Origin of the sequence: Sinomonas sp. R1AF57 (assembly GCF_002224485.1) — a bacterium.
In the GTDB taxonomy this organism is placed as follows: Bacteria; Actinomycetota; Actinomycetes; order Actinomycetales; family Micrococcaceae; genus Sinomonas; species Sinomonas flava.
Genome location: NZ_CP022463.1, coordinates 1,924,239 through 1,950,199, shown reverse-complemented (window position 1 = coordinate 1,950,199; position 25,961 = coordinate 1,924,239). Strand labels below are relative to the sequence as shown.

Below are 25,961 nucleotides of genomic sequence, written 5' to 3'. Positions count from 1 at the left end.
CTTCGCTCTCAGCCGTCCTCGCCGTCGGTGTCCCCGCTCCGTGAGGTTTCCCAGGCCGCCGGTCCAGTACTCCCCGCCGTGTACTCCTCGAGGGGGACATCGCCCGCCGCCCAGGCGGCCAGCACCGGGTCGATGACGCGCCAGCAGTCCTCCGCGGTGTCGCCGCGGACGGAGAGGAGGGGGTCGCCCTCCAGGACCCCGTCGAGGACCTCGCCGTACGGCAGCAGGTCCGGCGCGTTGAGGTCGGCGTCGAGGGTCACACGGTTGAGCGTCAGCACGTCGCCCGGGCCGTTGACGTCGACCTCGAGCTGGAGGGTGTCAGGGCCGAACCCGACGCGCAGCCGCGTGGGGGCATCGGAACCGAGGAACCCCACCGGAAGGTGCGGCACGGGCCGGAACGTGACTACGGCCTCCTTGCGCTTCCTCCCGAGGCCCTTGCCCGAGCGCAGCACGAAGGGAACGCCCGCCCACCGCCAGCTGTCGACGCGAACCTCGACTTCAGCGAGAGTCTCCGTGCCGCGGGCGGGGTCCACGCCCGGCTCGGCAGCATAGTCGGGGACCGGCCGTTCGCCGATGCTGCCCGCGGTGTACCGGGCCCGGCGCGTCGACTCGGTATAGGGGTGCGGGACGCGCGCGCTGCGCAGGACCGTGCTGACCGCGTCCCGGAGGTCCCGCTCGTGGAGGGCCGCCGGCGCGTCGAGCGCGATGAGCGCGAGGACGTGCAGGAGGTGGCTCTGCACCATGTCCCGCAGCGCACCGGCCGTGTCGTAGTAGCCAGCGCGCCCTTCGAGGGCCAGATCCTCGTCGAAGACGATTTCCACCTTCTCGATGTGGTCCCGGTTCCACACGGGCTCTAGCACCCGGTTGGCGAAGCGCAGCCCGAGGATGTTCAGCACCGTGCCCTTGCCCAGGAAGTGGTCCACGCGGAACACCTGCTGCTCGGGGACAAGCCGACGCAGGATGGCGTTGAGCGCTTCCGCGCTCTGTTCGCCGGTCCCGAACGGCTTCTCCAGCACCAGGCGGGTCCCTGCCGGGAGGTCCTCATGGGAGAGGAGGGAGCAGGCCTTCTCGGTGATCGAGGGCGGGAGGGCGAAGTACACGGCGACCGGCGGCGTGAGGGAGCCGATGAGTGACGCGAGGGCGCCGGGCGCCGTGACGTCGGTCTGGCGGTACGCGGCCTCGGTGCGGAGACGTCGGAGAGCCGCCTGACCGGCGTCGTCCGATGCCGTGAGGGCCTTCTCCGTGGCGGCGTGCACGCGTTCGGACCACTGCTGGTCGGTCCAGGCCTCGTGGCCCGCGCCCACCACGACGAGGTCCGGGTGCCGGCCGGTGGCGAGGAGCTGGGCGAGCCCGGGAAGGAGCAGGCGGCCCGTCAGATCGCCCGACGCGCCGAGGATGAGCAGCGTCCGGGTGGGTGTCGCGGTGGTCTCAGTCGCAGTCACGAGTGCCAGCATGCCATTCGGCCCGCACCAGTTGGTACCCTTGAGAGCTGGAGCCGCGGCGCGTCGGGTGTGCCCTCATGCGCACGGCGCCGGTCCGGACAGACACCCGATACTGAAAGAAGTGCACTCCGCGTGTTCAATTCCCTCTCGGATCGCCTGACAGCCACCTTCAAGAACCTCCGCGGCAAGGGCAGGCTGAGCGAGGCGGACGTCGATGCCACGGTCCGCGAGATCCGCCGTGCGCTGCTCGACGCCGACGTCGCCGTCCCGGTCGTGCGCGACTTCGCGGCCAGGATCCGTGAGCGTGCCCTCGGCGAGGAGGTCTCGGGGGCGCTCAACCCGAGCCAGCAGGTCGTCAAGATCGTCAACGAGGAGCTCGTCGGGATCCTCGGCGGCGAGACGCGCCGGCTCCGCCTGGCCAAGAACCCGCCGAGCGTCATCATGCTCGCCGGCCTCCAGGGCGCGGGCAAGACGACCCTCGCGGGCAAGCTCGCGAAGTGGCTCAAGGGCCAAGGCCACTCGCCCATCCTCGTCGCCGCCGACCTGCAGCGGCCCAACGCCGTCACCCAGCTCCAGGTGGTCGGCCAGCGCGCCGGCGTCGCCGTCTACGCGCCGCACCCCGGGGTGCAGTCGGAGTTCGAGGCCGCCACCGGCGATCCGGTCGCCGTCGCACGCGACGGCGTCGCCGAGGCCCGGGCGAAGCTCCACGACGTCGTGATCGTCGACACGGCCGGCCGCCTCGGCGTCGATGCCGAGATGATGCAGCAGGCCGCGGACATCCGAGCGGCCGTCAACCCGGACGAGGTCCTCTTCGTCATCGACGCGATGATCGGCCAGGACGCGGTCACGACCGCGAAGGCCTTCGAGGAAGGCGTCGACTTCACCGGCGTCGTGCTCTCCAAGCTCGACGGCGACGCCCGCGGCGGCGCGGCCCTCTCAGTCGCGTCCGTGACCGGCCGCCCGGTCATGTTCGCATCCACCGGCGAGGGCCTCGACGACTTCGAGCTGTTCCATCCGGACCGCATGGCCTCGCGCATCCTCGACATGGGCGACATCCTGACGCTCATCGAGCAGGCCGAGAAGAGCTGGGACAAGGACGAAGCCGCCCGGATGGCGAAGAAGTTCGCCGACCAGGAGGACTTCACCCTCGAGGACTTCCTCTCCCAGATGCAGCAGATCCGCAAGATGGGCTCGATGAAGAAGATGCTCATGATGATGCCGGGTGCGCAGAACATGCGGCAGCAGCTCGAGCAGTTCGACGAGCGCGAGATCGACCGCGTCGAGGCCATCGTCCGCTCGATGACGCCGCACGAGCGCCTCGCGCCCAAGATCATCAACGGCTCCCGCCGCGCCCGCATCGCCAAGGGCTCGGGCGTGCACGTCTCGGAGGTCAACGGCCTCCTCGAGCGTTTCGGCCAGGCGCAGAAGATGATGCGCAAGATGGCTTCCGGCGGCGGCATCCCCGGCATGCCGGGCATGCCCGGACCGGGGGGCTTCGGCGGCTCCAAGAAGGGGCCGGCCAAGGGCAAGAAGAAGGCCAAGTCGGGCAACCCCGCCAAGGCAGCCCAGCAGGCACGGGAGGCTGAGGCACGGCGCGCGGCCGGCGCGTCGAAGGCGCTCGGTTCGCAGGGCTCGGCGTTCGGCGGCCAGCAGGGCCAGGACTTCGACCCCTCGAGCCTCAACCTGCCCAAGGGCTTCGAGAAGTTCCTCGGCAAGTAGCGGGTGCATGGGCGGCCGAAGCACGACGGTCGCCCGAAGCACGACGACGGAAGGGGGCGCCTCCCAGCGGGAGGCGCCCCCTCCGCCGTCCCCCGCCCCCGCCGAGGTCACCCCGTGTGGCGCCGAGGTCACCCCGTGTGGCGCCGAGGTCACCCCGTGTGGCGCCGAGGTCACCGGGTGTGGCGCCGAGGTCACCCCGTGGCCACGTCGTGCAGCGCGGCACGGGGTGACCTCGGGCGCAGAAGGGGTGACCTCGGGCGCAGAGAGGGTGACCTCGGGCCCAGAAGGGGTGACCTCGCGGGACCGGGCTACTCGGGTGCGCCCACCGAGATCGTCTCCGGCAGGTACACCTTGCCGCCCTGGGCGAGGAACTCCGCGGACTTCTCGGCCATGCCGGCGGCGATCGCCTCCTGCGCCGTCTTGGACCCGAACTCGTTGCGGATGTCCTGGGAGATGCGCATCGAGCAGAACTTCGGCCCGCACATCGAGCAGAAATGGGCCGTCTTGGCCGGCTCCGCCGGGAGCGTCTCGTCGTGGAACGCCTCGGCCGTGGCCGGGTCGAGCGAGAGGGAGAACTGGTCCCTCCAGCGGAACTCGAAGCGTGCCTTCGAGAGGGCGTCGTCGCGCTCGTGCGCCCCGGGGTGGCCCTTGGCGAGGTCGGCGGCGTGGGCGGCGATCTTGTACGTGATCACACCGGTCTTCACGTCGTCCTTGTTCGGCAGGCCGAGGTGCTCCTTCGGCGTCACGTAGCACAGCATCGCGGTGCCGTACCGGGCGATCTCGGTCGCGCCGATGGCCGAGGTGATGTGGTCGTAGCCCGGCGCCACGTCCGTGACGAGGGGACCCAGGGTGTAGAACGGGGCGCCGTCACACAGCTCCTGCTGCCGCTCGATGTTCTCGCGCACGAGGTGGAACGGGATGTGCCCCGGCCCCTCGACCATGACCTGGACGTCGTACTCCCAGGCCCGCTTCGTGAGCTCGGCGAGCGTGTCGAGCTCGGCGAACTGCGCGGCGTCGTTCGCGTCGGCAGTGGAGCCGGGGCGGAGGCCGTCGCCGAGCGAGAATGCGACGTCGTACTGGGCGAAGATCTCGCACAGCTCGTCGAAGTGGGTGTACAGGAAGTTCTCCTCGTGGTGCGCGAGGCACCACCCCGCCATGATCGAGCCGCCGCGCGAGACGATCCCGGTGACGCGCTCGGCCGTGAGCGGCACATAGCGCAGGAGCACGCCGGCGTGGATGGTCATGTAGTCCACGCCCTGCTCGCACTGCTCGATGACCGTGTCACGGAAGACCTCCCACGTCAGCGCGGAGGCGTCGCCGTTGACCTTCTCGAGGGCCTGATAGATCGGCACCGTGCCGATCGGGACGGGGGAGTTGCGGACGATCCACTCACGCGTGGTGTGGATGTCGTCGCCCGTGGAGAGGTCCATGACCGTGTCCGCGCCCCACTTCGTGGCCCACTGGAGCTTGTCGACCTCCTCCGCGATCGAGGACGTCACCGCGGAGTTGCCGATGTTGGCATTGATCTTGACCAGGAACGCCTTGCCGATGATCATCGGCTCCGACTCGGGGTGGTTGATGTTGGACGGGATGATGGCCCGGCCCGCCGCGACCTCGGAGCGGACCAGCTCCACGTCGCAGTTCTCCCGCAGCGCCACGAACCGCATCTCGGGCGTGACGACGCCGGCGCGCGCGTAGTGCATCTGCGTCACCCGCCGCCCGGGCTTCGCGCGCAGCGGGACGGGCTTGGCGCCCTTCCATTCGGCCGACGCCGCGCCCCGCCGCAGGGCCGAGCGGCCGTCGTCGAGGAGGTTGCGCTCGCGGCCTTCATACGCCTCGGTGTCGGCCCGCTCGGCGATCCACGCGGCGCGGTAGGCCGGGAGCCCGACGACCGGGTCGCTTCCCGGACCCGATGTCCGGTAGACCCGCAGCGGGGCGTTGGCCTCGCCATTGGGGGAGTCGTCGAGCGCGATCTCGGTGACCGGGACGCGGATCGCATGCTCGGCATCCTCAAGGAACGCGAGCGAGTGGGCAGGGTGCTGTTCTTGCAGGTTCTCAGTGCTCAAGGGAAAGCTCTCACTTCCTACGCCGGCATGACCCGGACAGGTTCGACGGTCGCAGGCCGCGTCAGCCCGATCTCAGCCCTTGCGAGGGCACCCGTGTGGACGCGTTGGACCCTAGCACGCCCGATACTCTGGGCGCATGCATGACGTGGTTCACCTGACCGGTCCCGTGCTCGCCGGGCCCGACGACGAGCGGCCCGAGGCGTGGATCGTCGACGGTCGTATCACCTACCACCGTCCGGCGCAGGAGCCGTCAGAGGCGGTGGGCGGCTGGGCCCTGCCCGGCCTCGTCGACGCGCACTGCCACCTCGGGCTCGTGGCTGGCGGGGCCGCGGACGACGGCGAGACGCTCGCCCAGGCGCGGGCAGAAGCTGCCGCCGGGGTGCTCCTGGTCCGCGACTGCGGCAGCCCCGCCGACACCCGCTGGCTCCAGGCGCGGGACGACGTGCCGCGACTCGTGCGCGCCGGGCGCCATCTGGCCCGGCGCCGCCGCTACCTGCGCGGGCTCGCCGTCGAGGTCGAGCCGGAGGACCTCGTCGAGGCGGTGCGCAAGGAGGCCCTTGCGGGGGACGGATGGGTCAAGCTCGTCGCGGACTGGATAGACCGCGATGCCGGCGACCTGGCACCCGCCTTCCCGCCCGACGTCGTGCGCGCGGCCGTCGCGGCCGCGCATGCCGAGGGCGCACGCGTGACGGCCCATACCTTCGCGGAGGAGACCATCGATCACCTGCTCGACGCCGGCATCGACTGCCTCGAGCACGCGACGGGGCTCCAGGAGCGGCACATCCCGCGTCTCGCGGAGGCGCGGATCCCCATCGTGCCGACCCTGGTCAACATCGCGACCTTCCCGGACATCGCGGCGCGAGGCGAGGCGAAGTTCCCGCGCTATGCGGCACACATGCGTGCTCTGTGGGAACGGCGCCACGAGCGTGTCGCACTCGCGCACGCGGCGGGGGTGCCGGTCTATGCCGGCACCGACGCCGGCAGCGTGATCGCACACGGCCGGATCGCGGACGAGATCGGCGAGCTCGCCGTCGCCATCGGGCCGGCCGCCGCGGTGGACGCCGCGGTCTGGGGCGCGCGGGCATGGCTCAGTGCCGCGGGGCTCGCCGAGGGGGACCCGGCCGACGTCGTCATCTCAGCCGAGGACCCCCGCCGGGACGTTTCGGCGCTCCGGGCCCCACTGCACGTGTTCCGCGGGGGTCGGCGGGTTGCGGCCGGTGGGGAGGCGGACGCGAAAGCCTAGGGGGCGTGACCAGGGAATATCTGCGGTTGATTGAAGCTTCAACAAATCATACACTTGATGCAGACCCCACCACCCAGGAGCACGCCATGACCGTTCCCGCCTCCACCCGAGACCTCCTTCCCGCTGACCTGCAGATGGGCACCGTGATGCTCAAGGTCGGCAGCATGAAGCTCATGCTCGACTACTACGAGCGCGCCCTCGGCCTCGTGCCGTTCGCCGAGACGCTCGGCGGCGTGGTCCTCGGGCGACGGGGCGTGCCGATCGTGCACCTGAGCCCGGCGGCGGGCCTGCAGATCCCGAGCCGCGGCGAGGCCGGCCTCTTCCACACGGCCATCCTCTTCGACAACCGCGCCGATCTGGCCGCGACCGTCGCCTCCGCCGCGCAGTACAACCCGAGCCTGTACGCGGGCAGCGCCGACCACCTCGTCTCCGAGGCCTTCTACTTCACGGATCCCGAGGGCAACGGGGTCGAGCTGTATTTCGACAGGCCGCGCGAGACGTGGACCTGGAACGGTGATCAGGTTGTCATGGACAGCCTCCCTCTGCCCCCGCAGGCCTTCCTGAACCAGAACCTGACCGAGGCATCGGTGGGCGGGCAGCGCGAGGCCGTGGCCGGCGTCGGCCACGTCCACCTCCAGGTGGGCGACGTCGCCGACGCGCACCGGTTCTACGTGCAGACCCTCGGCTTCGAGCAGACGGCCGGATGGCACGGCCAGGCGCTCTTCGTCTCGGCGGGCCGCTACCACCACCACATGGCCATGAACGTGTGGAACTCCCGCGGCGCCGGCCCGCGGAAGGACACGCTGGGCCTCGGCGAGGTGCTCATCAGGGTCCCCGCGCAGGACGACCTCGGCGCCGCGGCGGACAGGCTCAAGGTGGCCGGCGTCGCGAGCCACCACACAGGTGCCGAGCTCCGGTTCGAGGACCCGTGGAAGAACCAGATTCGCATGGCCCTCGTGGAAGGCTGATCCGGCCTGCGCTACGCTCAACGTGTCCGCTCCAGACGGGGCGGGCACGTTGTGCCTTTCCGACCAGCGCCGAGCGCATCAGCCGCAGAGGGGGAAGAAGTGTCCGCTCCCAGTCCCTTCGCCGAGGTCTTCGTGTCCACGCACACCCAGGCCCTCGCCCGTGCCGCCCAACTCGACGGCGGTGACGCCCCGGACGACGCCGGGAGCCTCCGTATCCCGGGCGTCTCGGACTACGAGATCGAACAGCTCGGCAGCCTCGTCGGTGCCGCCGTGCACGCCCCCGGCGCGGACTACGAGCTCACCATGGTCGACGTCGCATCCGACAGCCTCCTCGCAGTCCCCGGCACGATGGTGCGGGCGCTCGCGGAGCTCCTCGCGTACGAATCCGACGAGGGCGAGGGGAACGCCGTCGAGAGCGTCGCGGCGGCGTGGGTCGACCAGGAGGACCTTCCCTTCGACGCGCGCGAGGCGTACGACTACGTCGAGCAGCTAGCCAAGCTCGCGACCGACGTCGACGACTCCGACCACCAGGAGCTGTTCGTCTGGGCCGGGTCCTGACCCTACCGGCCAGCCACTGCCGGGGCGGAATGCAAAGCGCCACATCATCTGGCACAATAGACAGGTACTCGATCCGTGCGGCCCCCTCTCTCCGCGCGCATTGTGTCCATACGAGCCCTCACGAAGTACGGCCCGCCCCACGGGAGCGGAAAAGTCCGGGCTCACCTCATGTGCAGAAACAGGAGTGACCACACCAGTGGCCGTAAAGATTCGACTCAAGCGCTTCGGCAAGATCCGCGCCCCGTACTACCGCATCGTCGTCGCCGACTCGCGCACCAAGCGCGATGGCCGGGCGATCGAGGAGATCGGCAAGTACCACCCGACCGAGCAGCCCTCGTTCATCGAGGTGAACTCCGAGCGCGCCCAGTACTGGCTCGGTGTCGGCGCGCAGCCGACCGAGCAGGTCCAGGCGATCCTCAAGGTCACCGGTGACTGGCAGAAGTTCAAGGGCCTTCCCGGCGCCGAGGGTACCCTCAAGTACCCGAAGGGCAAGGAGCCCTACGTGGCCCCCGAGAAGGGCTCCGTGATCCTTCCCGAGGCCGTCACGCCGAAGGCATCCAAGGCCGACGAGGCCGAGGCCCCTGCCGAGACGACTGAGGCTGAGTAGTTTGCTGGCCGAGGCCCTCGAGCATCTCGTCCGCGGGATCGTCGACAACCCCGATGATGTTGCGGTGGTCGCCAAGAGCAACCGCCGCGGCGACGTCCTCGAGGTGCGCGTCCATCAGGACGACCTCGGGCGCGTCATCGGCCGTCAGGGCCGGACCGCCCGTGCGCTCCGCACGGTCGTCGCGGCCCTCGCCGAGGGTGAGCCGGTGCGGGTCGATGTGATCGATACCGACCGCCGCCGCTAGCCGGCATCCTTTCGAGGTCCTTTTCCGGCCCCTCTGCCCGCTAGGGTGGAGGGGCCGGAGCCGTCTGCGCCCCATCCACCACACTCCCCGAGGAGAGCACACACCCGATGCACGTTCAGGTCGCCCGGATCGGCAAGCCCCACGGAATCCGCGGAGAGGTCACCGTTCAGGTCCTCACCGATGCCCCGCAGGACCGATTCGTCCCCGGTGCCGAGTTCATCGTCGAACCGGCCTCGAACGGCCCGCTGACCCTCCGCGGCGCCCGCTGGAACAAGGATGTCCTCCTGCTGACCTTCGCGGAGGTGCCCGACCGCAACCGCGCGGAGGAGCTCCGTGGGACCCGCCTCTTCGTCGAGACGGACGAGCTCGAGGACGCCGAGGACGAGGACGAAGGCTGGTACGAGCACGAGCTCGTGGGGCTCCAGGTGCGCATCGAGGGGCGCACGGTCGGGACCGTCGCGGCGCTGCAGACGATGCCGGTCCAGGATTTGCTTGTCGTCGACACGCCCGACGGCGAGGTCCTCGTGCCCTTCGTGGAGGAGATTGTGCCCGAGGTCGACGTCGAGGCGGGCTTCGTCGTCGTCACGCCCCCCGCGGGGCTCTTCGAGCTCAACCGCGGGGGCGACGACGGCGAGCCGGAATCCGCGGCGGGCGGGGAGGACTAGGTGCGGATCGACGTCGTCAGCATCTTCCCCGAGTACCTCGCCCCGCTCAGGCTCTCCCTCCTGGGCCGCGCCCAGGAGGACGGTCTGCTGAGCCTCGCGGTGCACGACCTGCGGGACTTCACCTTCGACCGCCACCGCACGGTCGATGACACGCCCTACGGCGGCGGCGCCGGCATGGTGATGAAGCCCGAGCCGTGGGCGCTCGCGCTCGAACGCGTCCTCGAGGAGCAGCTCGCGCACGACGGCGCCGGGCTGGGACCCGCGCGACGCCGGCCTGTGCTCGTGGTCCCCTCGCCGGCCGGTGAGGTGTTCACGCAGGCCATGGCGTATGAACTCGCGGAGCAGCCGACGCTCGCCTTTGCGTGCGGGCGCTACGAGGGGATCGATGAGCGCGTGCTCGAGTGGGCAGGTGAGCATTTCGATGTCCGGCCGGTAAGCCTCGGCGACTACGTCCTGAATGGGGGAGAGGTCGCGGTCATGGCGATGGTGGAGGCGGTCGGGAGGCTGCTGCCGGGCGTCGTCGGAAACCCCGAGTCACTCGTCGAGGAGTCGCACGCGGACGGGCTCCTCGAGTATCCGGTCTACACCAAGCCCGCGTCCTGGCGGGGCCACGATGTCCCGGACGTGCTGCTGTCGGGGAACCACGGGAAGATCGCCTCCTGGAGGCTCGAGCAGCAGCTGCGGCGGACGGCCGCGCGCCGTCCGGAACTCCTCGACGGAGCGGACGCCTCCTCGTACGGGAAGTCGGAGCGTGCGGTGCTCCGCGAGCTCGGCTACGAGATTGCCGACGGCCGGCTCCGGCGCCCCTGAGACTGGACCCCCGGTGTGACTCCGGGGCCGCGGGTGTGGCAGAATGGAGCGTTGTGTCTGCCGGACATCGGGCCTGCCACAGGGGGCCCGGGTCAACGGCATGTGACACGCCGCCTCGCCGGGTCCTTCGGCTGGCGGTCACGGATTCCGGGCTCCGCCGCATGGACGGGGGAGCCAGCGACCAAAGCGAGTGACCTGTGGCATTCGCCAGGAGAAGATCATGCACATTCTCGACTCCGTCGACGCCGCCTCGCTGCGCTCCGACGTTCCCGCCTTCGGCCCCGGCGACACCATCAAGGTGCACGTGAACATCATCGAGGGCAAGAACACCCGCGTCCAGGTGTTCCAGGGCTTCGTCGTCGGCCGTCAGGGCCACGGCGTCCGCGAGACCTTCACGGTCCGCAAGGTCTCCTTCGGCGTCGGCGTCGAGCGCACCTTCCCGGTGCACTCCCCGATCATCGAGAAGATCGAGCTTGTCACCAAGGGCGACGTCCGCCGCGCCAAGCTCTACTACATGCGCGAGCTCCGCGGCAAGGCCGCCAAGATCAAGGAGAAGCGCGACTTCAGCTCTGCCAAGTAGCCTCAGGCTGCCCAGACGCAGACCGCGCCGTCCATGGTCCGCACCGAACGCCAGTCCCACCGAGTGGGCTGGCGTTCGGTCGTTCTCGCCGTGGTCCTGGCCCTTGTCGTGTGGGGTGTCATCCGGGGACTGTTCTTCGACGTCTTCTTCATCCCATCAGGCTCCATGGAGCCCCTCCTCGCGCCCGGGGACAGGATCGTCGTCGCCCGGACCGCCCTTGACTCCGCGCCGGTGAGCCGGGGCGAGGTCGTCGTGTTCGACGGCCGCGGCTCGTTCGCGCCGCTGGATTCCGGGCGCGGCTGGTTCGGCGACGCCGTGCGGGGCGCCGCCGAGTGGCTCGGCATCGTGGCCAGCGACACGGTCTACGTCAAGAGGGCGGTGGGCGTCGCCGGCGACCACGTGCGCTGCTGCAGCCCGGACGGGCGTCTCGAAGTCAACGGGAAGGCGCTGGACGAGCCCTACCTCTACCCGGGCGACCAGCCCAGCGCCGAGGCGTTCGACGTCGTCGTGCCCGAGGGGCGCCTCTGGCTCCTCGGGGACCACCGCGCCGAATCGGCGGATTCGCGCTCCCTCCTCGGGGCGCCTGGCGGGGGGCTCGTGCGCACCCAGACCGTGATCGGACGCCCGGTCGCAATCATCTGGCCGCTTGATAGATTGGGCGGGTTGACCGCCGACGCCACCCAGAAGGACCATCAGTGACAAGCACCCCCGGAACCGGCCCCGACGCAGCGGGAACGGGGGCCGAGCCCCACGGCAGCGACGGTCGGCCAGCGAAGCCGGCGAAGCGCGCCCGCGGCGGCCTGCTCGGCTGGCTCCGTGAGATCGGCATCATCCTGGCCGTCTCCATCGTCCTCTCCTTCATCATCAAGACCTTCCTCTTCAAGGCCTTCTACATCCCGTCGGAGTCGATGGTGCCCACGCTCGAGGAGAACGACCGCATCTTCGTCAACCTGATGATCCCGCGCAATGCGGCCCTCCAGCGCGGCGACGTGGTGGTCTTCAAGGACACGAAGGGCTGGCTCCCGTCGCTCCCGCCCAGCACACCGAATCCCGTCACCGAAGCGCTCGAGTTCGTCGGGCTCCTGCCTGACACGTCGCAGCAGCACCTCATCAAGCGGGTGATCGGGCTCCCGGGCGACCACGTGGTGTGCTGCGACGCTTCCCAGCACATCACGGTCAACGGGGCGCCTCTCACCGAGCCGTACGTCAACCCGGCTGAGACACCTCGCCCGATGCCTTTCGATGTGACAGTCCCGCAGGGCACCATTTGGGTCATGGGCGACAACCGCAACCACTCGTCGGACTCGCGCTTCCACGACGCAGCGCAGCCCGGCTCGGGCTTCATCTCGCTCGACGACGTCGAGGGGAAGGCGACCGTGATCGCGTGGCCGCTGAACCGGATCCAGGTCCTCGACAACTACCCAGGCACGTTCAGCGCCGTGCCGTTCCCACGATGAGCACCTCGGCAGAACGCGCCGCCCCAGTGAAGCGCCGCGGGCCGGGCGCGCCCGCCCCGACCCTCCGCTTCGTCAACCGGCTGGCCGCTGAGTTCGGCCCGCTCATCGCCGGCTGCGACGAGGTGGGCCGTGGGGCTCTGGCGGGCCCTGTCACAGTGGGGATCGTCGTGGTGGATGCACGGAGTGTCGTGACCCGCACGGTGCTGCGCGACAGCAAGCTCCTGACCCCGGAGCGCCGGGTCGAGCTCGTTCCCCTCGTCCGGTCCTGGGCGGTTGCGGCCGCTGTCGGCCACGCCTCCGCGGAGGAGATCGACGCGTTGGGCATCATGGCCGCCCTCCGCCTCGCCGGTGTGCGGGCGCTTGGCGAGGTCTCCGCGGCCGGGATTGTGCCCGACGTCGTGCATCTCGACGGGAACTACGACTGGCTCGGCCGTGGGGGCCAGGGCTCGCTCTTCGAGGAAGCGGTCGAGCTTCCGTCGGTGCCCGTGCGCACCACGATCAAGGCCGATCTGAAGTGCCAGGCGGTCGCAGCCGCGAGCATCCTCGCGAAGGTCGCCCGCGACGCGCTGATGGTGGAGTACGGCACCGACGATCCCCGCTTCAACTGGACCGTCAACAAGGGCTATGCGACGCCCGAGCACCGGGCAGCGCTCGTGGAGTTCGGCCCGAGCTCCCTGCACCGGCGCTCCTGGCGTCTGGGCGTGGACGGTCCCGCTGAGGAGTACGACGACGCCGGAGCCGGATTCATCGATGAGGCCTCGCCTCTGGCTGGGGGGAAGATAGGACTATGAGCGCCGAAGACCTTGAGAACTACGAGACCGACATGGAGCTCCAGCTCTACCGCGAGTACCGTGACGTGATCTCGCTGTTCAGCTACGTGGTGGAGACCGAGCGCCGCTTCTACCTCGCCAACCATGTCGATCTGCAGGCCCGGTCGGCGGACGGCGAGGTGTACTTCGACCTGACCCTCCAGGACGCCTGGGTCTGGGACGTGTACCGGAGCGCCCGCTTCGTCAAGAGCGTCCGCGTGATCACCTTCAAGGACGTCAACGTCGAAGAGCTTCCGAAGGTCGAGGACCTCGGCCTGCCCAAGGGCGGGCTCGGCACCTAGCCGACTCGACCCGCGTCCGAGGGCCGTTGGTCCTCCACAGGGACCCGTTCCGGCGTGTCGTCCACATAGGGCGGCCGGGCGGGTCCCTTCGTCGCCCCCGGGCGGGAGTCTGGGCTCATGAGAGCGAAGGACAGGCTGGGAGCCCGGGGCGAACGCCTCGCTGAGGAGTATCTGCGGTCGCTGGGAGCGGAGATCCTGGACCGGAACTGGCGGTGTGCCGAAGGGGAGCTCGACATCGTCGCGTTCGATGCCGGCGTCCTGGTCGCTGTGGAGGTGAAGGCCCGCCGGTCCTGGGACTACGGCCATCCCTTCGAAGCCGTGGACTCCGTGAAGCTCGCGCGTCTGGTCCGGCTCTTGGGGCTGTGGGCCCGCGAGCACGGGGCCCGGAGGCGCCAACGCAGGGTCGACGTGGTCGCTGTCACGGGCCCGGCCGGCGAGCAGTCGGTCCTGGAGCACCTCATGGGCGTGGCGTGATGGGCGTCGGTCGCGCGCTCGGGGTCGCACTGGTCGGACTCAACGGCTACCTCGTCGAGGTCGAAGCCGACATCGGCCAGACGCTGCCCAACTTCGTGCTGCTCGGACTGCCCGATTCGGCGCTCAACGAGGCCCGGGAGCGGATCCGCAGCGCCGCGCACAACAGCGGGCTTCCGTTGAGCAGGCGGAAGCTGACCGTCAACCTCATCCCGGCGTCGCTTCCCAAACGGGGCACCGGGTTCGATCTGGCCATAGCGATTGCGTCCCTCGCAGCAGCCGGCGATCTCAGGCCACCCCTGGGGGTGGTCTTCCTCGCCGAGCTCGGGCTCGACGGACAGCTGCGGCCGCTGCGGGGCGTCCTCCCGGCGGTCATGGCCGCGGTGCGGGCCGGACGCCCGGACGTGGTGGTAGCCTCGGGCAACGCCCAGGAGGCGTCCCTTGTCCCCGGCGCCCGGGTCCACGCCTACAGCTCCCTCGGCCAGCTCGCGCTCGAGCTCGGCGCGGACCCGAAGGCAGTCGAGCTGCCGTCGGCGGACCCTGTCGAGACGGCGTCCCAAGCCCCGCCTGCCCTGCCCCTGCTGTCCGTGCCCGACCTCCGGGACGTCGCGGGGCAGTCCGAGGCGCGGGCGGCAGTCGAGGTGGCAGCGGCCGGCGCCCATCACCTGCTCCTCGTCGGGTCGCCCGGCGCAGGGAAGACGATGCTCGCAGAACGGCTCCCTGGAGTCCTGCCGGACCTCGACGACGAGGGCGCCATGGAGGTCACCGCAATCCACTCGCTCTCCGTCGACCCCGCCGCGCAGCGGTCCCTGATCAGGCGGCCGCCGTTCGAGAGTCCGCACCACACGGCCAGTGCGCCGGCGATCATCGGCGGCGGTTCGGGAGTGCCGAGGCCGGGAGCAGCCTCCCGTGCGCATCGCGGCGTCCTGTTCCTCGACGAGGCGCCCGAATACGAGCGACGCGTTCTGGACTCCCTGCGCCAGCCCCTCGAGTCGGGCGAAGTCGTGGTCCACCGCGCGGCCGGGACCGCCGCGTACCCGGCGAGGTTCCAGCTTGTGCTCGCCGCCAACCCCTGCCCCTGTGGCCAAGGGACCGGCAAGGGGCTCGAGTGCACCTGCACGGCCCAGGCCAAACGGCGGTACTTCGGACGCATCTCAGGGCCGCTCCTCGACCGGGTGGATATCCAGTTGGCAGTCCGAAAGGTGGGGGCGGCGGATCTCGGCGGCACGTCTCCGGGCGAGTCGACGGCAGAGGTCGCGGCCCGCGTGCTCCGCGCCCGGGCCCATCAGGCTGAGCGACTGGCGCCGTACGGCCTCGAGACGAACTCGCAGGTGCCTGGGCGGCTTCTGCGGGGACGCTTCCGTCTTGATGCGGGCAGTACGTCCTCGCTCGAGCGGGCGATGACGGCGAACACCCTCACTGCCCGCGGCTACGACCGCGTCCTCCGGCTCGCGTGGAGTATCGCGGATCTCGCGGGCCTCGATCGGCCCGGCGCCGACGAGGTCGGTCAGGCTCTCCTGCTGCGCCAGCCCGTGGCGGCGGCATGAACAGCACCTACCAGACACGAGGCGGCGGACTGGGCGTCGCAGAGGGAGAGACCATGGACGACGTACGCATCGCCCGAGCAGCGCTGTCGAGGCTCTTCGAGCCGATGGATGGAGTGGGAACCGCCCTCGTGGAGGTGCTTGGCCCCGTCGAGGCACTGAGAATCGCAGTCGGCGAGGTCGCACCGCCAGCCGCGATGACCGCGGTGACGGCCGGTACGGAGGGGGCACACCGGGGTCCGGGGCAGCACGGCTCAGCCCGCCAGGAGGCGTCTGCGAGCCTCCAGACGGCCCTCGAGCGGTGGCGGCCCCGCGTCGCGCATCTGGCGCCTGAACGCGATCTGGAGACGATCGCCCGATTCGGCGGGCGGCTCGTGATCCCTGAGGACGGAGAGTGGCCCGAGGGGCTCAGTGATCTCGGCACGGACGCTCCTCTCTGCCTCTGGGTCCGGGGTGAGGAGCCGCTGCCAGATACCCGGAAGTCCGTGGCGATTGTCGGCTCGCGCGACGCGACCGGCTACGGACTCTCGGTCGCCGGCGAGCTGGCGAAGGGCCTCGCGGACCGGGGAATCACCGTGGTCAGCGGTGGTGCCTACGGCATCGACGGGCAGGCGCACAGGGGCGCCCTCGCGTCCGCAGGCCGGTCCCTGCCGACCGTTGCCGTCATGGCTGGAGGCGCCGACCGGTACTACCCCTCCGGACATGAGGATCTGCTGCGGGAGGTCGCCCGGCGCGGCCTGGTGGTCTCCGAGGTGCCCCCCGGCTCTGCGCCGACCAAGCACCGGTTCCTCAAGCGCAACCGGCTCATCGCTGCGCTGTCCTCCGCCACGGTCGTGGTCGAGGCGCGCTGGCGGTCGGGCGCGCTCAGCACCGCCCGCAGGGCGGCCGATCTGGGCAGGAACGTCGCAGCTGTTCCGGGATCGGTCTACAGCGCGAACTCGGCAGGCTGCCACGCCCTCCTGCGCAACGGGGCGACCTGCGTTGTGGACGAGAAGGAGGTCTATGAACTGCTGGCGCCCGCCGGTGAGGGCCTCGTCGAGGATCCCCAGGGTCCCCCTGCTCCGCACGACGGGCTGTCGCTCGTGGACCTTGCGGTGCTTGAGGCTCTTCCAATGCGGCGCGGGGCAGAGGTGGAGCGGCTCGCTGTCGTGGCGGGGCTGAGCGAGGCCGAGGTCCGGGCCGGTCTGGGTCGCCTCGCGCTCGAGGCGCTCTGTGAGCGGACCGATGAGGGATGGCGCAGGGCGAAGCGGGGGTGAGCGATGCAGCGGGGGCAGGCACCGCTGGGCGCGACGCGCGTGTCGGCTTGCGGGGAGCGGGGAGCGCAGCCAGAGTGGCAGGGGAGCAGGAGCAGGCCGACCCAGCGTCAAGAGGAGGAACGATGATCCCATCCGCGGTGGGATCGGCCCTCACAGCTGCGACTCCAGGTGCTGGGAGCCGGCAGTGAGCGCCCCCGGCCCCCATCAGCCGCTGCCGCGCGAGCAGCCGGAGCCCGCGCGGCCGTCAGGGGAGCTGCAGCAGGCGTCCAGCCTGGACCCGGTCCTCGCCGGCGCGCTGTCCGATTTCCTCCGGTACCTCGCGCTCGAGCGCGGACGATCTGCCCACACCGTCCGGGCCTATGAGTCGGACATCGCGTCGATGCTCGCGTCGGCCGCCGGGGACGGCGCCTGGGACCTCGGCGGGATCGATCTGGCCATGCTCAGGCGGTGGCTCGGCCGGCAGAGCGACTCAGGCCTGTCCCGGGCAACTCTGGCCCGACGCGCGTCGTCGGTCAGGGCCTTCATGGCCTGGGCCCTGAGGGAAGGGCGCGTCGAGGCGGACCCCGCGCTGCGTCTCGCCGCGCCCAAGCGCGACAAGCACCTCCCCGCGGTCCTCCATCGCGAACAGGCCGAGCGGCTCGTCGAGGGTGCGGCCAGCGCCGCGTCGGAGGGCGACCCGGTCGCGGTACGGGACCTGGCCCTGGTGGAGTTCCTCTACGCCACCGGGGTGCGGGTGGGCGAGCTGGTGGGCCTCGATGTCGACGATCTGGACTTCGAGCGACGCACAGCCCGCATCCTCGGCAAGGGCAACAAGGAACGGACCGTCCCGTTCGGGCAACCGGCTGCCGCAGCGCTCACGCGATGGCTTGCCGTTCGCCATACGCTCGCGAGCGCCGCCAGCGGCCCGGCCCTCTTCCTCGGCCGCCGCGGCGGCAGGCTGGGACAGCGGCAGGCAAGGGACGTCGTCGACCGCGCCCTGCGCGCGCTCGGGGACACATCGGCGAGCGGCCCGCACACCCTGCGGCACACAGCGGCAACCCACCTGCTCGATGGGGGCGCAGACCTGCGCAGCGTCCAGGAACTGCTCGGGCACGCCAGCCTCGCCACGACGCAGCTCTACACCCACGTCTCTGTGGAACGGCTGCGAGCCAGCTACCTCTCGTCGCATCCACGCGCCTGATCGGCGGGGCGCACTGGCGCATGGCCGGTGTCTCGTGCAGAATGGTCGCGAACCCGCCGGTTCATGGCGCCTCGTGGAATACGGGGCGGCAGCGGCGGAACAACTGCATAGCCACGGGTCGATTGGGGACACCCGCCAGCTGACGGTCGTAGGGGAAGACGTACCGACAGCGATGGAGGATGGAATGTCTGCAGTGATGACGCGTGGTCTGCTGTTCGTGCACTCGGCACCGAGCGCGCTGTGTCCCCACGTGGAGTGGGCCATCGGCTCGGTCGTCGACAAGCGCACTGATCTGGACTGGACGGCTCAGCCAGCCGCTCCGGGAATGTTCCGTGCGGAGCTCTCGTGGATGGGGGCTCCGGGGACCGGCGCACAGCTTGCGTCCGCCCTGAGGGGCTGGGCGCACCTTCGCTATGAGGTCACGGAGGAGCCCAGTCCCGGCGTCGACGGCGCCCGGTGGTCACATACCCCCGAGCTCGGGATCTTCCATGGAATGACGGACGTCCACGGCAACATCGTGGTCTCCGAAGACCGGATCAGGTACGCCTACGAGGCCGGTGCGGGCGATCCCGCCGTCGTCTACCACGAGCTTTCCCTCGCACTGGGCGAGGCATGGGACGAGGAGCTGGAGCCGTTCCGGCACGCCGCGGAGGGCGCTCCCGTCCGCTGGCTGCACCAAGTGGGCTGAAGCCCCTCTCGTCCGATCCAGCCTCCTTCTCGTCCTCCAAGCATCGCCGCGGCACAGACGAGGGGGCCCGCCGTCGTACACGGCGGGCCCCCTCGTCGTCGTTTGCAGCGGAGCGTGGTCAGTGGTTGCGGATGACCACGACGGCGTTGTGGCCGCCGAAGCCGAAGGAATTGCTCAGGGCCACGATGTCACCCTGCGGGAGGTCGCGGGCGGTCGTCACAACATCGAGGGGGATGTCCGGGTCCTGATGGTCCAGGTTGATCGTCGCCGGCGCCTTGCGCTCGTGGACGGCGAGGACGGTCAGCACAGCCTCCACGGCGCCCGAGGCCCCGAGGAGATGGCCCATCTGGGACTTCGTCGCCGACACCGCGACATTGTCGACATGCGTGCCGAGCGCCGCCTTGAGCGCGGTGTACTCGGGCCTGTCGCCGACCGGCGTGGACGTCGCGTGGGCGTTGACGTGGATGACGTCCTCGGGCTGGATGCGGGCGTCGAACATCGCCGCCTTGAGGGCGCGCGTGGCGCCGAGCCCCTCCGGGTCCGGAGCGGTGATGTGATAGGCATCAGCCGTCACGGACGTGCCGGCGAGCTCACCATAGATGCGCGCGCCGCGGGCCAGGGCGTGCTCCTCGGCCTCGAGGACCAGGGCGCCGGCTCCCTCGCCCATGACGAAGCCGTCACGGTCGATGTCGTAGGGGCGCGAGGCATGCTCGGGGTCGTCGTTGCGCTTGGACAGCGCCTGCATCGCGGCGAAGGACGCGAGCGGCATGGGGTGGATGGCGGCCTCGGCGCCGCCGACCATCACCACATCGGCCTTGCCGGCACGGATCAGCTCGAGTCCGACATTCATGGCCTCGGTCCCGGACGCGCAGGCCGAGACGGGCGTGTGGGCGCCGGCGCGCGCGCCGAGGTCGAGGCTGACCGCGGCCGCGACACCGTTGGGCATGAGCATGGGGACCGTCATCGGAAGGACGCGGCGCGGGCCCTTCTCGCGGAGCGTGTCCCATCCGTTCAGGAGCGTCCACACGCCCCCGATGCCGGTGGCGAAGGCGACGGCGAGCCGATCGTGGTCGATCTCCTCGATCCCGGAGTCCCGCCACGCCTCACGGGCGGCGATGACGCCGTACTGGGTCGAGGGGTCCATGCGCTTCATCTCGACGCGGCTCAGGACGTCCTCAGCAGGAGTGGAGAGCTTGGCGGCGATCTTGACGGGCAGGTCGAATTCCTCGACCCAGTCGTCGGTGAGCCTGCGGACCCCCGAGACGCCCTTGAGGGCGTTCTGCCACAGGGTGGGGACGTCGCCGCCGATCGGCGTCGTGGCCCCGAGGCCGGTCACAACAACTTTGCGCGCCATGCTTCGCTCTTTCGGTTCGCGTCAGCGCCAGCGGTGCTGGCGGAAGTCTTGGGTGGCGGCCGGCGTGGTGGGCGCCGGCCGCCGCGGCCGCACTTAGGCCTGGGCCTTGGCGATGAAGTCGACAGCGTCGCCGACGGTGGAGAGGTTCTTGACCTCCTCGTCGGGGATGCGGACCCCGAACTTCTCCTCGGCGTTGACCACGATGGTCATCATGGAGATCGAGTCGATGTCGAGGTCATCCGTGAAGGACTTGTCGGGCTCGACGGCCTCGGTGGCCAGGCCCGTCTCCTCGTTGATGATCTCGGCCAGACCGGCGAGGATCTCTTCGTTGGTTGCCATGTCGGCTCCTTTTCTCGGTTCCCGGCGGTCGCCGGATCAGGGTTCCAGCCGCTCATGCGGCTTGGTCTCGGCCGCCTGGAGCAGGCGGCGCAGTCTCAGGGGAGGACGACGACCTGGGCGCCGAACACAAGGCCAGCGCCGAAGCCGATCTGCAGGGCGAGCTTGCCGCTGAGGTCCGGGTTCTCCTTCAGCAGGCGATGGGCGGCGAGCGGGATGGAGGCCGCCGACGTGTTGCCCGCGTCCGCGATGTCACGCGCGACGATGACGGACGCCGGCAGGCCGAGCTGCTTGACCATCTCGTCGATGATGCGCATGTTGGCCTGATGGGGGACGAACGCGGCGAGGTCCTCCGGGGCGATCCCGGCAGCGTCGAGCGCGCGCTTGGCGACCTTGGCCATCTCCCACACGGCCCAGCGGAACACGCTCTGGCCGTCCTGACGCAGCGTCGGCCAGATCTTGGCTTCGGTGCCGAGCACCGCGGCGGCGTTGCCGGCTCCGTCGCGCTCCGCCTCGTCGGACAGGTCTCGCACATCGAGCAGGGAGTGCGTCATGCCGATCGTGCCCCACTTGCTGCCGTCGGAGCCCCACACCGAGGGCCCGATCCCCGGGGTGTCGGACGGTCCGATGACGACGGCGCCCGCGCCGTCGCCGAGCAGGAACGAGATCGTGCGCTCCGTGTTGTCGATGAAGTCGCTGAGCTTCTCGGCACCGATGACCAGCACGTACTCCGCGGCGCCGGAGCGCACGAGTGCGTCGGCCTGGGCGATCCCGTAGCAGTAGCCGGCGCATGCGGCCGAGATGTCATACGCGGGAGCCGGCGTCGCGTCGAGCCGGTCGGCGAGCTGGGCAGCAGCAGAGGGCGTGGCGAAGGGGTGGGTCACCGTGGAGACGATGACGGCGCCCAGCTGGCTGCCGGTGATGCCCGCAGACTCGAGGGCCTCACGCGCCGCGCCTTCGGCCATGTCGATGACGCTCACGTCAGCTGGGGCGCGGTGGCGGGTGACGATGCCGGTGCGCTGGCGGATCCACTCGTCGGAGGAGTCGATCCACTGGCAGACGTCGTCGTTGGTGACGACCACCGAGGGCCGGTAGGCCCCGATGCCGGCGATCCGGGAGTGCTCGCGGGTGGGGGACTGCTTCAGGGTCGGCTCGCTCACACGGTCTCCTCTTCGCTCCGGGCCTCGCTGCTCTCGGCATCCGCGGCGAACAGCTCAAGCGCCGCGGCCACGTCGGCGGGCGTCTTGACGGCCACTGTCTTCACGCCGGGCATGCCGCGCTTGGCGAGGCCGACAAGGGTGCCGGCCGGCGCGAGCTCGATGACGCCCGTGACGCCGCGCGATGCGAGCGTCTCCATGCAGAGGTCCCAGCGGACGGGCCGCGAGACCTGGGCGATGAGACTCGCGACGGCGGCGTCGCCCGACGCGACGGGTGCGCCGTCGTAGTTCGACAGGAGCGGCACAGCAGGGTCGCTCACGGAAAGCGAGGGCCGCAGGGCCTCGAGATCTGACACGGCCGAGGCCATGTGGTGCGTGTGGAAGGCCCCGGCCACCTTCAGCGGCACAATGCGGGTCTTCGCGGGCGGGTTCGCTGCGAGCGCCTCGAGCTGCTCGAAGGTGCCTGCCGCGACGATCTGGCCGCCCCCGTTGACGTTGGCCGGTTCGGCGCCGGCGGCAGCAATGGCAGCAAGCACCTCCTCGCGGTCGCCGCCGAGGACGGCGCTCATGCCTGTCGGAGCGACGGCCGCTGCGCGGGCCATGCCCTGGGCGCGGACGGAGACGAAGCGCATCGCGTCCTCGGCGCTCACGACGCCGGCGAGCGCCGACGCGGTGATCTCGCCGACCGAGTGGCCGGCCAGGACGATGGGCAGCTCCGAGAGCTCGACGTCGAACAGCGCCTCGGCGGTGACGATGCCGGCGGCCACGATGAGCGGCTGGGCGACGGCGGTGTCCTTGATGGTCTCCTCGTCCGAGGTGGTCCCGTGGGCCACGAGGTCAAGGCCGGCGACCTCTCCGAGGGCGCCCAGGCGCTCGGCGACGGAGGGGACCTCTAGCCAGGGGGCCAAGAAGCCGGGCGTCTGGGAGCCCTGTCCAGGGCAGACAATTGCAAGCACGAATCCAAGCTTTCCAAATCGGCGGGCGTCCGCGGCGTGGGTGCACGCACCAAGCTCCAGAACGCGGTTTGTGGGAAGTCTACAACGAGTGGGACCGTCGGCGGGGCCCGTCAGGAGCGTCCGGCGGGCCTTTCTCCGCCTGGCTTGCCTGTGCTTGCGAGCCGTCCGACCACCAGAGCGGTCTGCAGGACGAAGGCCTCGCGGGGGAGCAGCGGATCCCATCCCGTGACATCGCACACGCGGCGCAGCCGGTACCGGACGGTGTTGGCGTGGACGAACAGCTCCCGCGCCGTGGCCTCCAGCGAGTGGCCGAGTTCGAAGTAGGCGCTGAGGGTCTCCACGAGCCCGTTGGACGCGGCGACGAGCGGTCGGTAGATCTTCTGGACGAGGGCCCGGCGCGCGGCGTCGTCGCCGGCGACGACACGCTCGGGGAGGAGGTCGTCGGCCGAGACGGGGCGGGGAGCGTTGGGCCAGGCGCGCGCCGCGGACAGGCCGGCGAACGCCGCCTGCGCGGACATGCTCGCCTCGGGGAGCGTGGGTGCCTCGGGGCCGAACACTACGGGGCCCGGCGCGAAGAGGTCGGCGAGACGGGACATCGCGCCGGGGGGGTCGTCGAGTCCGCCGAGGATGAGGATGAGCCTGTCGCCCTGGATGCCCACGAGCGCGTCCTGGGCGTAGCGGCCGGCCAGGCGCCGCAGCTCGCCCACGTAGGTCGGGCTCGGCTCGAGGGGAGCGCTCCCCACCATGACGGTGAAGCGCTCCTGGGCCTTCCACCCGAGCGCCGCGATCCGCGAGCGAAGGGCGTCGGTGTTCTCGCCGCGCAGGATCGCGTCCACGATGAGCGCCTCGAGCCGCGTGTCCCACGAGCCCCGGGTCTCGGCGGCGCGTGCGTAGACGTCGGCAGCGGCGAAGGCGACCTCGCGGGAGTAGCGCAGGACGGCTTCGCGCAGGGCAGGCTGGTCCTCTTCGGGTGCGAGGTGGGGGACCTGGTCCTCGACCGCCTCGACCACGATCCGGATGAGCTGGAGCGCCTTCTGGAGGCTGATGGAGCGGGTGAGCTCTGTCGGTGCGCTGCCGAAGACGTCGGACAGGATCCACGAGGGCATGGTGGGCCGCTCGTACCAGGTGACGAAGGCCGCGATCCCGTTCTGCGCCACGAGTCCGAGCGCGGACCGCTCGTCGGCGCTGAGCCGGCTGTACCAGGGCAGGGCCCGCTCGAGCTCCCGCATGGTGGTGGTCGAGAGCTGGCCGACGTTGGCCCGCAGCTTCTTGACCGTCTCCGCCTTCGCCGGGGAGATGGTCAGCTTGCCGTTCGGCGAGCCGCCGGTGGACTGCTTGGGCTGGCTCATGCCTAGAGCATAGGCGAGCTGGGCCCCGGGGTGAATTTTGTGCGAAGGCTACAAGCCGGAGTGCCTGGGTTCACACACGACGGCGGCCCTCCCCGAAGCTGGGAAGGGCCGCCGTGGGTCTGGGGCGGCTGCAGGCCGCCTGGGACGGGGGAGTGGGCTAGGACTCGCCGCCCGCGTTGCCGGTCGATCCGGCGTTCACGTCGTTGAGGCGGTACCGGTCGAACGCCTGACGGGGTGCGTCGGCGTCGACCTCGCCGCGCCGGGCCAGCATCTGGAGCGCACGGACCACGACCGAGTGGCTGTCGATGTGGAAGTACCGGCGCGCCGCGGCACGGGTGTCGGCGAAGCCGAAGTCATCGGCGCCGAGCGTCGCGAACTCGTTCGGGAGGAACTGGCGGATCTGGTCGGGGACGGCCTTCATGTAGTCCGTCACCGCCACGATCGGACCGGTGGCGCCGGCGAGCTGCTGGGTGACGAACGGCTGACGGGGTTCCTGGCCGGGGTTGAGGAAGGCTTCCTCCTCGGCCGCCAGGCCGTCGCGCCGGAGCTCGTTCCACGAGGTGACGCTCCACACGTCCGCGGAGACTCCCCACTCCTCCGCGAGGATCTGCTGGGCCTCGAGGGCCCAGGGCACGGCGACGCCCGAGGCGAGCAGCTGGGTGCGCGGGCCGTCGATCTTCGCCGGCGCGAGGAGGTAGATGCCCCTGACCAGGCCTTCGACGTCGAGCTCTTCCGGCTCTGCAGGCTGGACGATCGGCTCGTTGTAGACCGTGAGGTAGTACATGACGTTCGGGTTCGGGTGCTTCCCGCCGTACATGCGCTCGAGGCCGGACTTGACGATGTGGCCGATCTCATAGCCGTAGGCGGGGTCGTAGGCGACGACCGCGGGGTTCGTCGAGGCCAGGAGCGGGGAGTGCCCGTCGGCGTGCTGGGTGCCTTCGCCGGTGAGCGTGGTCCGACCGGCGGTGGCGCCGATGATGAAGCCGCGGGCCATCTGATCGGCGGCGGCCCAGATGCCGTCGCCGGTGCGCTGGAAGCCGAACATCGAGTAGAACACGTAGATCGGCACGAGGGTTTCGCCGTGCGTGGCGTAGGAGGTGCCCGCGGCTGTGAACGCCGCAATCGACCCCGCCTCGTTGATGCCGGCGTGGAGGATCTGGCCGGCAGGGGACTCCTTGTACGCGAGCACGAGGTCGCGGTCCACCGAGAGGTAGTTCTGGCCCTTCGGGTTGTAGATCTTCGCGGTCGGGAAGAACGCGTCCATGCCGAACGTGCGGGCCTCGTCGGGGACGATGGGGACGACGCGCTTGCCGAACTCCTTGTCCCGCATGAGGTCCTTGAGCAGACGGACGAACGCCATGGTCGTGGCGGCCTGCTGCTTCCCGGAGCCGCGCTTGGCCACCTCGAACGACTTGTCGTCGGGCAGCGCGATGCCCTCGTGGGGATCGCGGCGCTCGGGCAGGAAGCCGCCGAGCTCCTTGCGGCGCTGCATCATGTACTGGATCTCGGGGGCATCCTGCCCCGGGTGGTAGTACGGCGGCTCGTAGGGGTTCGCCTCGAGCTGCTCGTCCGTGATCGGGATCCGCAGGTGGTCGCGGAAGTCCTTGAGGTCCTGCAGGGTCATCTTCTTCATCTGGTGGGTCGCGTTGCGGCCCTCGAAGTGCGGACCCAGGCCGTACCCCTTGACAGTCATCGCCAGGACGACAGTCGGCTTGCCCTTGAACTCGGTGGCGGCCTTGTAGGCGGCGTAGACCTTCCAGTAGTCGTGGCCGCCGCGCTTGAGGTTCCAGATCTGCTCGTCCGAGTAGTCGGCGACGAGCTCCTTGGTCTCGGGCGTCTTGCCGAAGAAGTGCTCGCGCACGAACCCGCCCGACTCGGCCTTGTAGGTCTGGTAGTCGCCGTCGAGCGTCTCGTTCATGATCTTGACGAGCTGGTTGTTGTCGTCGCGGGCCAGCAGGCTGTCCCACTCGCGTCCCCAGATGACCTTGATGACGTTCCAGCCCGCGCCGCGGAAGAACGCCTCGAGCTCCTGGATGATCTTGCCGTTGCCTCGCACCGGGCCGTCGAGGCGCTGCAGGTTGCAGTTGACCACGAAGGTGAGGTTGTCCAGGTTCTCGTTGGCGGCGAGCTGGAGCAGGCCGCGGGACTCGGGCTCGTCCATCTCGCCGTCGCCGAGGAAGGCCCACACGTGCTGGTCCGA

26 protein-coding genes and 1 riboswitch are annotated in these 25,961 nt (G+C 70.5%); of the genes, 18 read left to right on the top strand and 8 right to left on the bottom strand.

The features are described from left to right. Positions 1-8: 8 nt before the first annotated feature. Positions 9-1,442, bottom strand: a complete 1,434-nt coding sequence (locus CGQ25_RS08970; protein ID WP_369802311.1) for a glucose-6-phosphate dehydrogenase — start codon at positions 1,440-1,442, stop codon at positions 9-11. 132 nt (positions 1,443-1,574) lie between these two features. Here CGQ25_RS08970 and ffh point away from each other — a divergent pair, with 132 nt between their 5' ends. Further along, positions 1,575-3,161, top strand: a complete 1,587-nt coding sequence (gene ffh / locus CGQ25_RS08965; RefSeq protein WP_208712751.1) for a signal recognition particle protein — start codon at positions 1,575-1,577, stop codon at positions 3,159-3,161. A 308-nt stretch (positions 3,162-3,469) separates the two neighbouring features. Here ffh and thiC read toward each other — a convergent pair whose 3' ends face one another. Beyond that, on the bottom strand, positions 3,470-5,227 hold the full coding sequence (gene thiC, locus CGQ25_RS08960) for a phosphomethylpyrimidine synthase ThiC (RefSeq protein WP_208712750.1): 1,758 nt from the start codon (positions 5,225-5,227) through the stop codon (positions 3,470-3,472). Further along, positions 5,225-5,332, bottom strand: a riboswitch (TPP riboswitch). Its footprint overlaps the gene before it by 3 nt. Positions 5,333-5,363: 31 nt before the next feature. Between thiC and CGQ25_RS08955 the strand changes: the two genes are divergently transcribed. The 17 genes from CGQ25_RS08955 (at position 5,364) to CGQ25_RS08875 (ending at position 18,609) form a co-directional block, all read left to right on the top strand. Then, entirely contained in the window at positions 5,364-6,470 is a 1,107-nt protein-coding gene (locus CGQ25_RS08955; protein ID WP_208712749.1) for an amidohydrolase family protein, read from the top strand. An 86-nt stretch (positions 6,471-6,556) separates the two neighbouring features. Continuing rightward, entirely contained in the window at positions 6,557-7,438 is an 882-nt protein-coding gene (locus CGQ25_RS08950) for a VOC family protein (protein WP_208712748.1), read from the top strand. Between the two features lie 99 nt (positions 7,439-7,537). After that, entirely contained in the window at positions 7,538-7,996 is a 459-nt protein-coding gene (locus tag CGQ25_RS08945; protein WP_208712747.1) for a hypothetical protein, read from the top strand. A 196-nt stretch (positions 7,997-8,192) separates the two neighbouring features. Then, on the top strand, positions 8,193-8,603 hold the full coding sequence (gene rpsP, locus CGQ25_RS08940) for a 30S ribosomal protein S16 (RefSeq protein WP_208712746.1): 411 nt from the start codon (positions 8,193-8,195) through the stop codon (positions 8,601-8,603). A gap of 1 nt (position 8,604) precedes the next feature. Next, on the top strand, positions 8,605-8,847 hold the full coding sequence (locus CGQ25_RS08935) for an RNA-binding protein (RefSeq protein WP_208712745.1): 243 nt from the start codon (positions 8,605-8,607) through the stop codon (positions 8,845-8,847). A 107-nt stretch (positions 8,848-8,954) separates the two neighbouring features. Beyond that, complete coding sequence (gene rimM / locus CGQ25_RS08930; RefSeq protein ID WP_208712744.1) at positions 8,955-9,512, top strand: ribosome maturation factor RimM; 558 nt, start codon at positions 8,955-8,957, stop codon at positions 9,510-9,512. Continuing rightward, positions 9,513-10,322: a tRNA (guanosine(37)-N1)-methyltransferase TrmD gene (gene trmD, locus CGQ25_RS08925; protein ID WP_208712743.1), complete on the top strand. Its 810-nt coding sequence runs from the start codon at positions 9,513-9,515 to the stop codon at positions 10,320-10,322. Positions 10,323-10,542: 220 nt separating this feature from the next. Continuing rightward, a complete protein-coding gene (gene rplS, locus CGQ25_RS08920; RefSeq protein ID WP_208712742.1) occupies positions 10,543-10,902 on the top strand; it encodes a 50S ribosomal protein L19 in 360 nt (119 codons plus the stop codon). A 33-nt stretch (positions 10,903-10,935) separates the two neighbouring features. After that, positions 10,936-11,601: a signal peptidase I gene (gene lepB, locus CGQ25_RS08915; RefSeq protein WP_208712741.1), complete on the top strand. Its 666-nt coding sequence runs from the start codon at positions 10,936-10,938 to the stop codon at positions 11,599-11,601. Then, positions 11,598-12,359, top strand: a complete 762-nt coding sequence (gene lepB / locus CGQ25_RS08910; protein ID WP_369802310.1) for a signal peptidase I — start codon at positions 11,598-11,600, stop codon at positions 12,357-12,359. The genes lepB (CGQ25_RS08915) and lepB (CGQ25_RS08910) overlap by 4 nt, the downstream gene beginning before the upstream one ends. Continuing rightward, a complete protein-coding gene (locus CGQ25_RS08905) occupies positions 12,356-13,150 on the top strand; it encodes a ribonuclease HII (protein ID WP_208712740.1) in 795 nt (264 codons plus the stop codon). The genes lepB (CGQ25_RS08910) and CGQ25_RS08905 overlap by 4 nt, the downstream gene beginning before the upstream one ends. Further along, complete coding sequence (locus tag CGQ25_RS08900) at positions 13,147-13,470, top strand: DUF2469 domain-containing protein (RefSeq protein ID WP_208712739.1); 324 nt, start codon at positions 13,147-13,149, stop codon at positions 13,468-13,470. The genes CGQ25_RS08905 and CGQ25_RS08900 overlap by 4 nt, the downstream gene beginning before the upstream one ends. Before the next feature lie 117 nt (positions 13,471-13,587). After that, positions 13,588-13,944 (top strand): YraN family protein, encoded by a 357-nt coding sequence (locus CGQ25_RS08895; RefSeq protein ID WP_208712738.1) that lies wholly within the window; start codon positions 13,588-13,590, stop codon positions 13,942-13,944. Then, positions 13,944-15,488 (top strand): YifB family Mg chelatase-like AAA ATPase, encoded by a 1,545-nt coding sequence (locus CGQ25_RS08890; protein ID WP_208712737.1) that lies wholly within the window; start codon positions 13,944-13,946, stop codon positions 15,486-15,488. The genes CGQ25_RS08895 and CGQ25_RS08890 overlap by 1 nt, the downstream gene beginning before the upstream one ends. A gap of 53 nt (positions 15,489-15,541) precedes the next feature. Beyond that, complete coding sequence (dprA, locus tag CGQ25_RS08885) at positions 15,542-16,741, top strand: DNA-processing protein DprA (protein WP_255405700.1); 1,200 nt, start codon at positions 15,542-15,544, stop codon at positions 16,739-16,741. A 253-nt stretch (positions 16,742-16,994) separates the two neighbouring features. Continuing rightward, positions 16,995-17,921, top strand: a complete 927-nt coding sequence (locus CGQ25_RS08880; RefSeq protein ID WP_222703731.1) for a tyrosine recombinase XerC — start codon at positions 16,995-16,997, stop codon at positions 17,919-17,921. 184 nt (positions 17,922-18,105) lie between these two features. Further along, a complete protein-coding gene (locus CGQ25_RS08875) occupies positions 18,106-18,609 on the top strand; it encodes a DUF3145 domain-containing protein (protein ID WP_208712734.1) in 504 nt (167 codons plus the stop codon). A 118-nt stretch (positions 18,610-18,727) separates the two neighbouring features. Here CGQ25_RS08875 and fabF read toward each other — a convergent pair whose 3' ends face one another. The 6 genes from fabF to aceE all read right to left on the bottom strand — a co-directional run. After that, a complete protein-coding gene (fabF, locus tag CGQ25_RS08870) occupies positions 18,728-19,963 on the bottom strand; it encodes a beta-ketoacyl-ACP synthase II (RefSeq protein WP_208712733.1) in 1,236 nt (411 codons plus the stop codon). A 93-nt stretch (positions 19,964-20,056) separates the two neighbouring features. After that, a complete protein-coding gene (locus CGQ25_RS08865; RefSeq protein WP_208712732.1) occupies positions 20,057-20,302 on the bottom strand; it encodes an acyl carrier protein in 246 nt (81 codons plus the stop codon). 95 nt (positions 20,303-20,397) lie between these two features. Further along, the gene (locus tag CGQ25_RS08860) at positions 20,398-21,459 is read right to left on the bottom strand and encodes a beta-ketoacyl-ACP synthase III (protein ID WP_208712731.1); all 1,062 of its coding nucleotides are present in this window, start codon (positions 21,457-21,459) and stop codon (positions 20,398-20,400) included. Continuing rightward, on the bottom strand, positions 21,456-22,412 hold the full coding sequence (locus CGQ25_RS08855; protein ID WP_208712730.1) for an ACP S-malonyltransferase: 957 nt from the start codon (positions 22,410-22,412) through the stop codon (positions 21,456-21,458). The genes CGQ25_RS08860 and CGQ25_RS08855 overlap by 4 nt, the downstream gene beginning before the upstream one ends. A 110-nt stretch (positions 22,413-22,522) precedes the next feature. Beyond that, positions 22,523-23,761, bottom strand: coding sequence for a CdaR family transcriptional regulator (locus tag CGQ25_RS08850; RefSeq protein ID WP_208712729.1), 1,239 nt, complete (start codon positions 23,759-23,761; stop codon positions 22,523-22,525). Between the two features lie 157 nt (positions 23,762-23,918). Beyond that, on the bottom strand, positions 23,919-25,961 hold a 2,043-nt coding region (gene aceE / locus CGQ25_RS08845; protein WP_255405699.1), incomplete at its 5' end, for a pyruvate dehydrogenase (acetyl-transferring), homodimeric type.

What these genes read in the sequence shown, in the direction of transcription:
- CGQ25_RS08955 (WP_208712749.1), top strand. Translation starts at nt 5,364, where the DNA reads ATGCATGACGTGGTTCACCTGACCGGTCCCGTGCTCGCCGGGCCCGAC.
- CGQ25_RS08950 (WP_208712748.1), top strand. Translation starts at nt 6,557, where the DNA reads ATGACCGTTCCCGCCTCCACCCGAGACCTCCTTCCCGCTGACCTGCAG.
- rimM (WP_208712744.1), top strand. Translation starts at nt 8,955, where the DNA reads ATGCACGTTCAGGTCGCCCGGATCGGCAAGCCCCACGGAATCCGCGGA.
- rplS (WP_208712742.1), top strand. Translation starts at nt 10,543, where the DNA reads ATGCACATTCTCGACTCCGTCGACGCCGCCTCGCTGCGCTCCGACGTT.
- lepB (WP_208712741.1), top strand. Translation starts at nt 10,936, where the DNA reads ATGGTCCGCACCGAACGCCAGTCCCACCGAGTGGGCTGGCGTTCGGTC.
- CGQ25_RS08905 (WP_208712740.1), top strand. Translation starts at nt 12,356, where the DNA reads ATGAGCACCTCGGCAGAACGCGCCGCCCCAGTGAAGCGCCGCGGGCCG.
- CGQ25_RS08900 (WP_208712739.1), top strand. Translation starts at nt 13,147, where the DNA reads ATGAGCGCCGAAGACCTTGAGAACTACGAGACCGACATGGAGCTCCAG.
- CGQ25_RS08895 (WP_208712738.1), top strand. Translation starts at nt 13,588, where the DNA reads ATGAGAGCGAAGGACAGGCTGGGAGCCCGGGGCGAACGCCTCGCTGAG.
- CGQ25_RS08890 (WP_208712737.1), top strand. Translation starts at nt 13,944, where the DNA reads ATGGGCGTCGGTCGCGCGCTCGGGGTCGCACTGGTCGGACTCAACGGC.
- dprA (WP_255405700.1), top strand. Translation starts at nt 15,542, where the DNA reads ATGGACGACGTACGCATCGCCCGAGCAGCGCTGTCGAGGCTCTTCGAG.
- CGQ25_RS08875 (WP_208712734.1), top strand. Translation starts at nt 18,106, where the DNA reads ATGTCTGCAGTGATGACGCGTGGTCTGCTGTTCGTGCACTCGGCACCG.
- fabF (WP_208712733.1), bottom strand. Translation starts at nt 19,963, where the DNA reads ATGGCGCGCAAAGTTGTTGTGACCGGCCTCGGGGCCACGACGCCGATC.
- CGQ25_RS08865 (WP_208712732.1), bottom strand. Translation starts at nt 20,302, where the DNA reads ATGGCAACCAACGAAGAGATCCTCGCCGGTCTGGCCGAGATCATCAAC.
- CGQ25_RS08850 (WP_208712729.1), bottom strand. Translation starts at nt 23,761, where the DNA reads ATGAGCCAGCCCAAGCAGTCCACCGGCGGCTCGCCGAACGGCAAGCTG.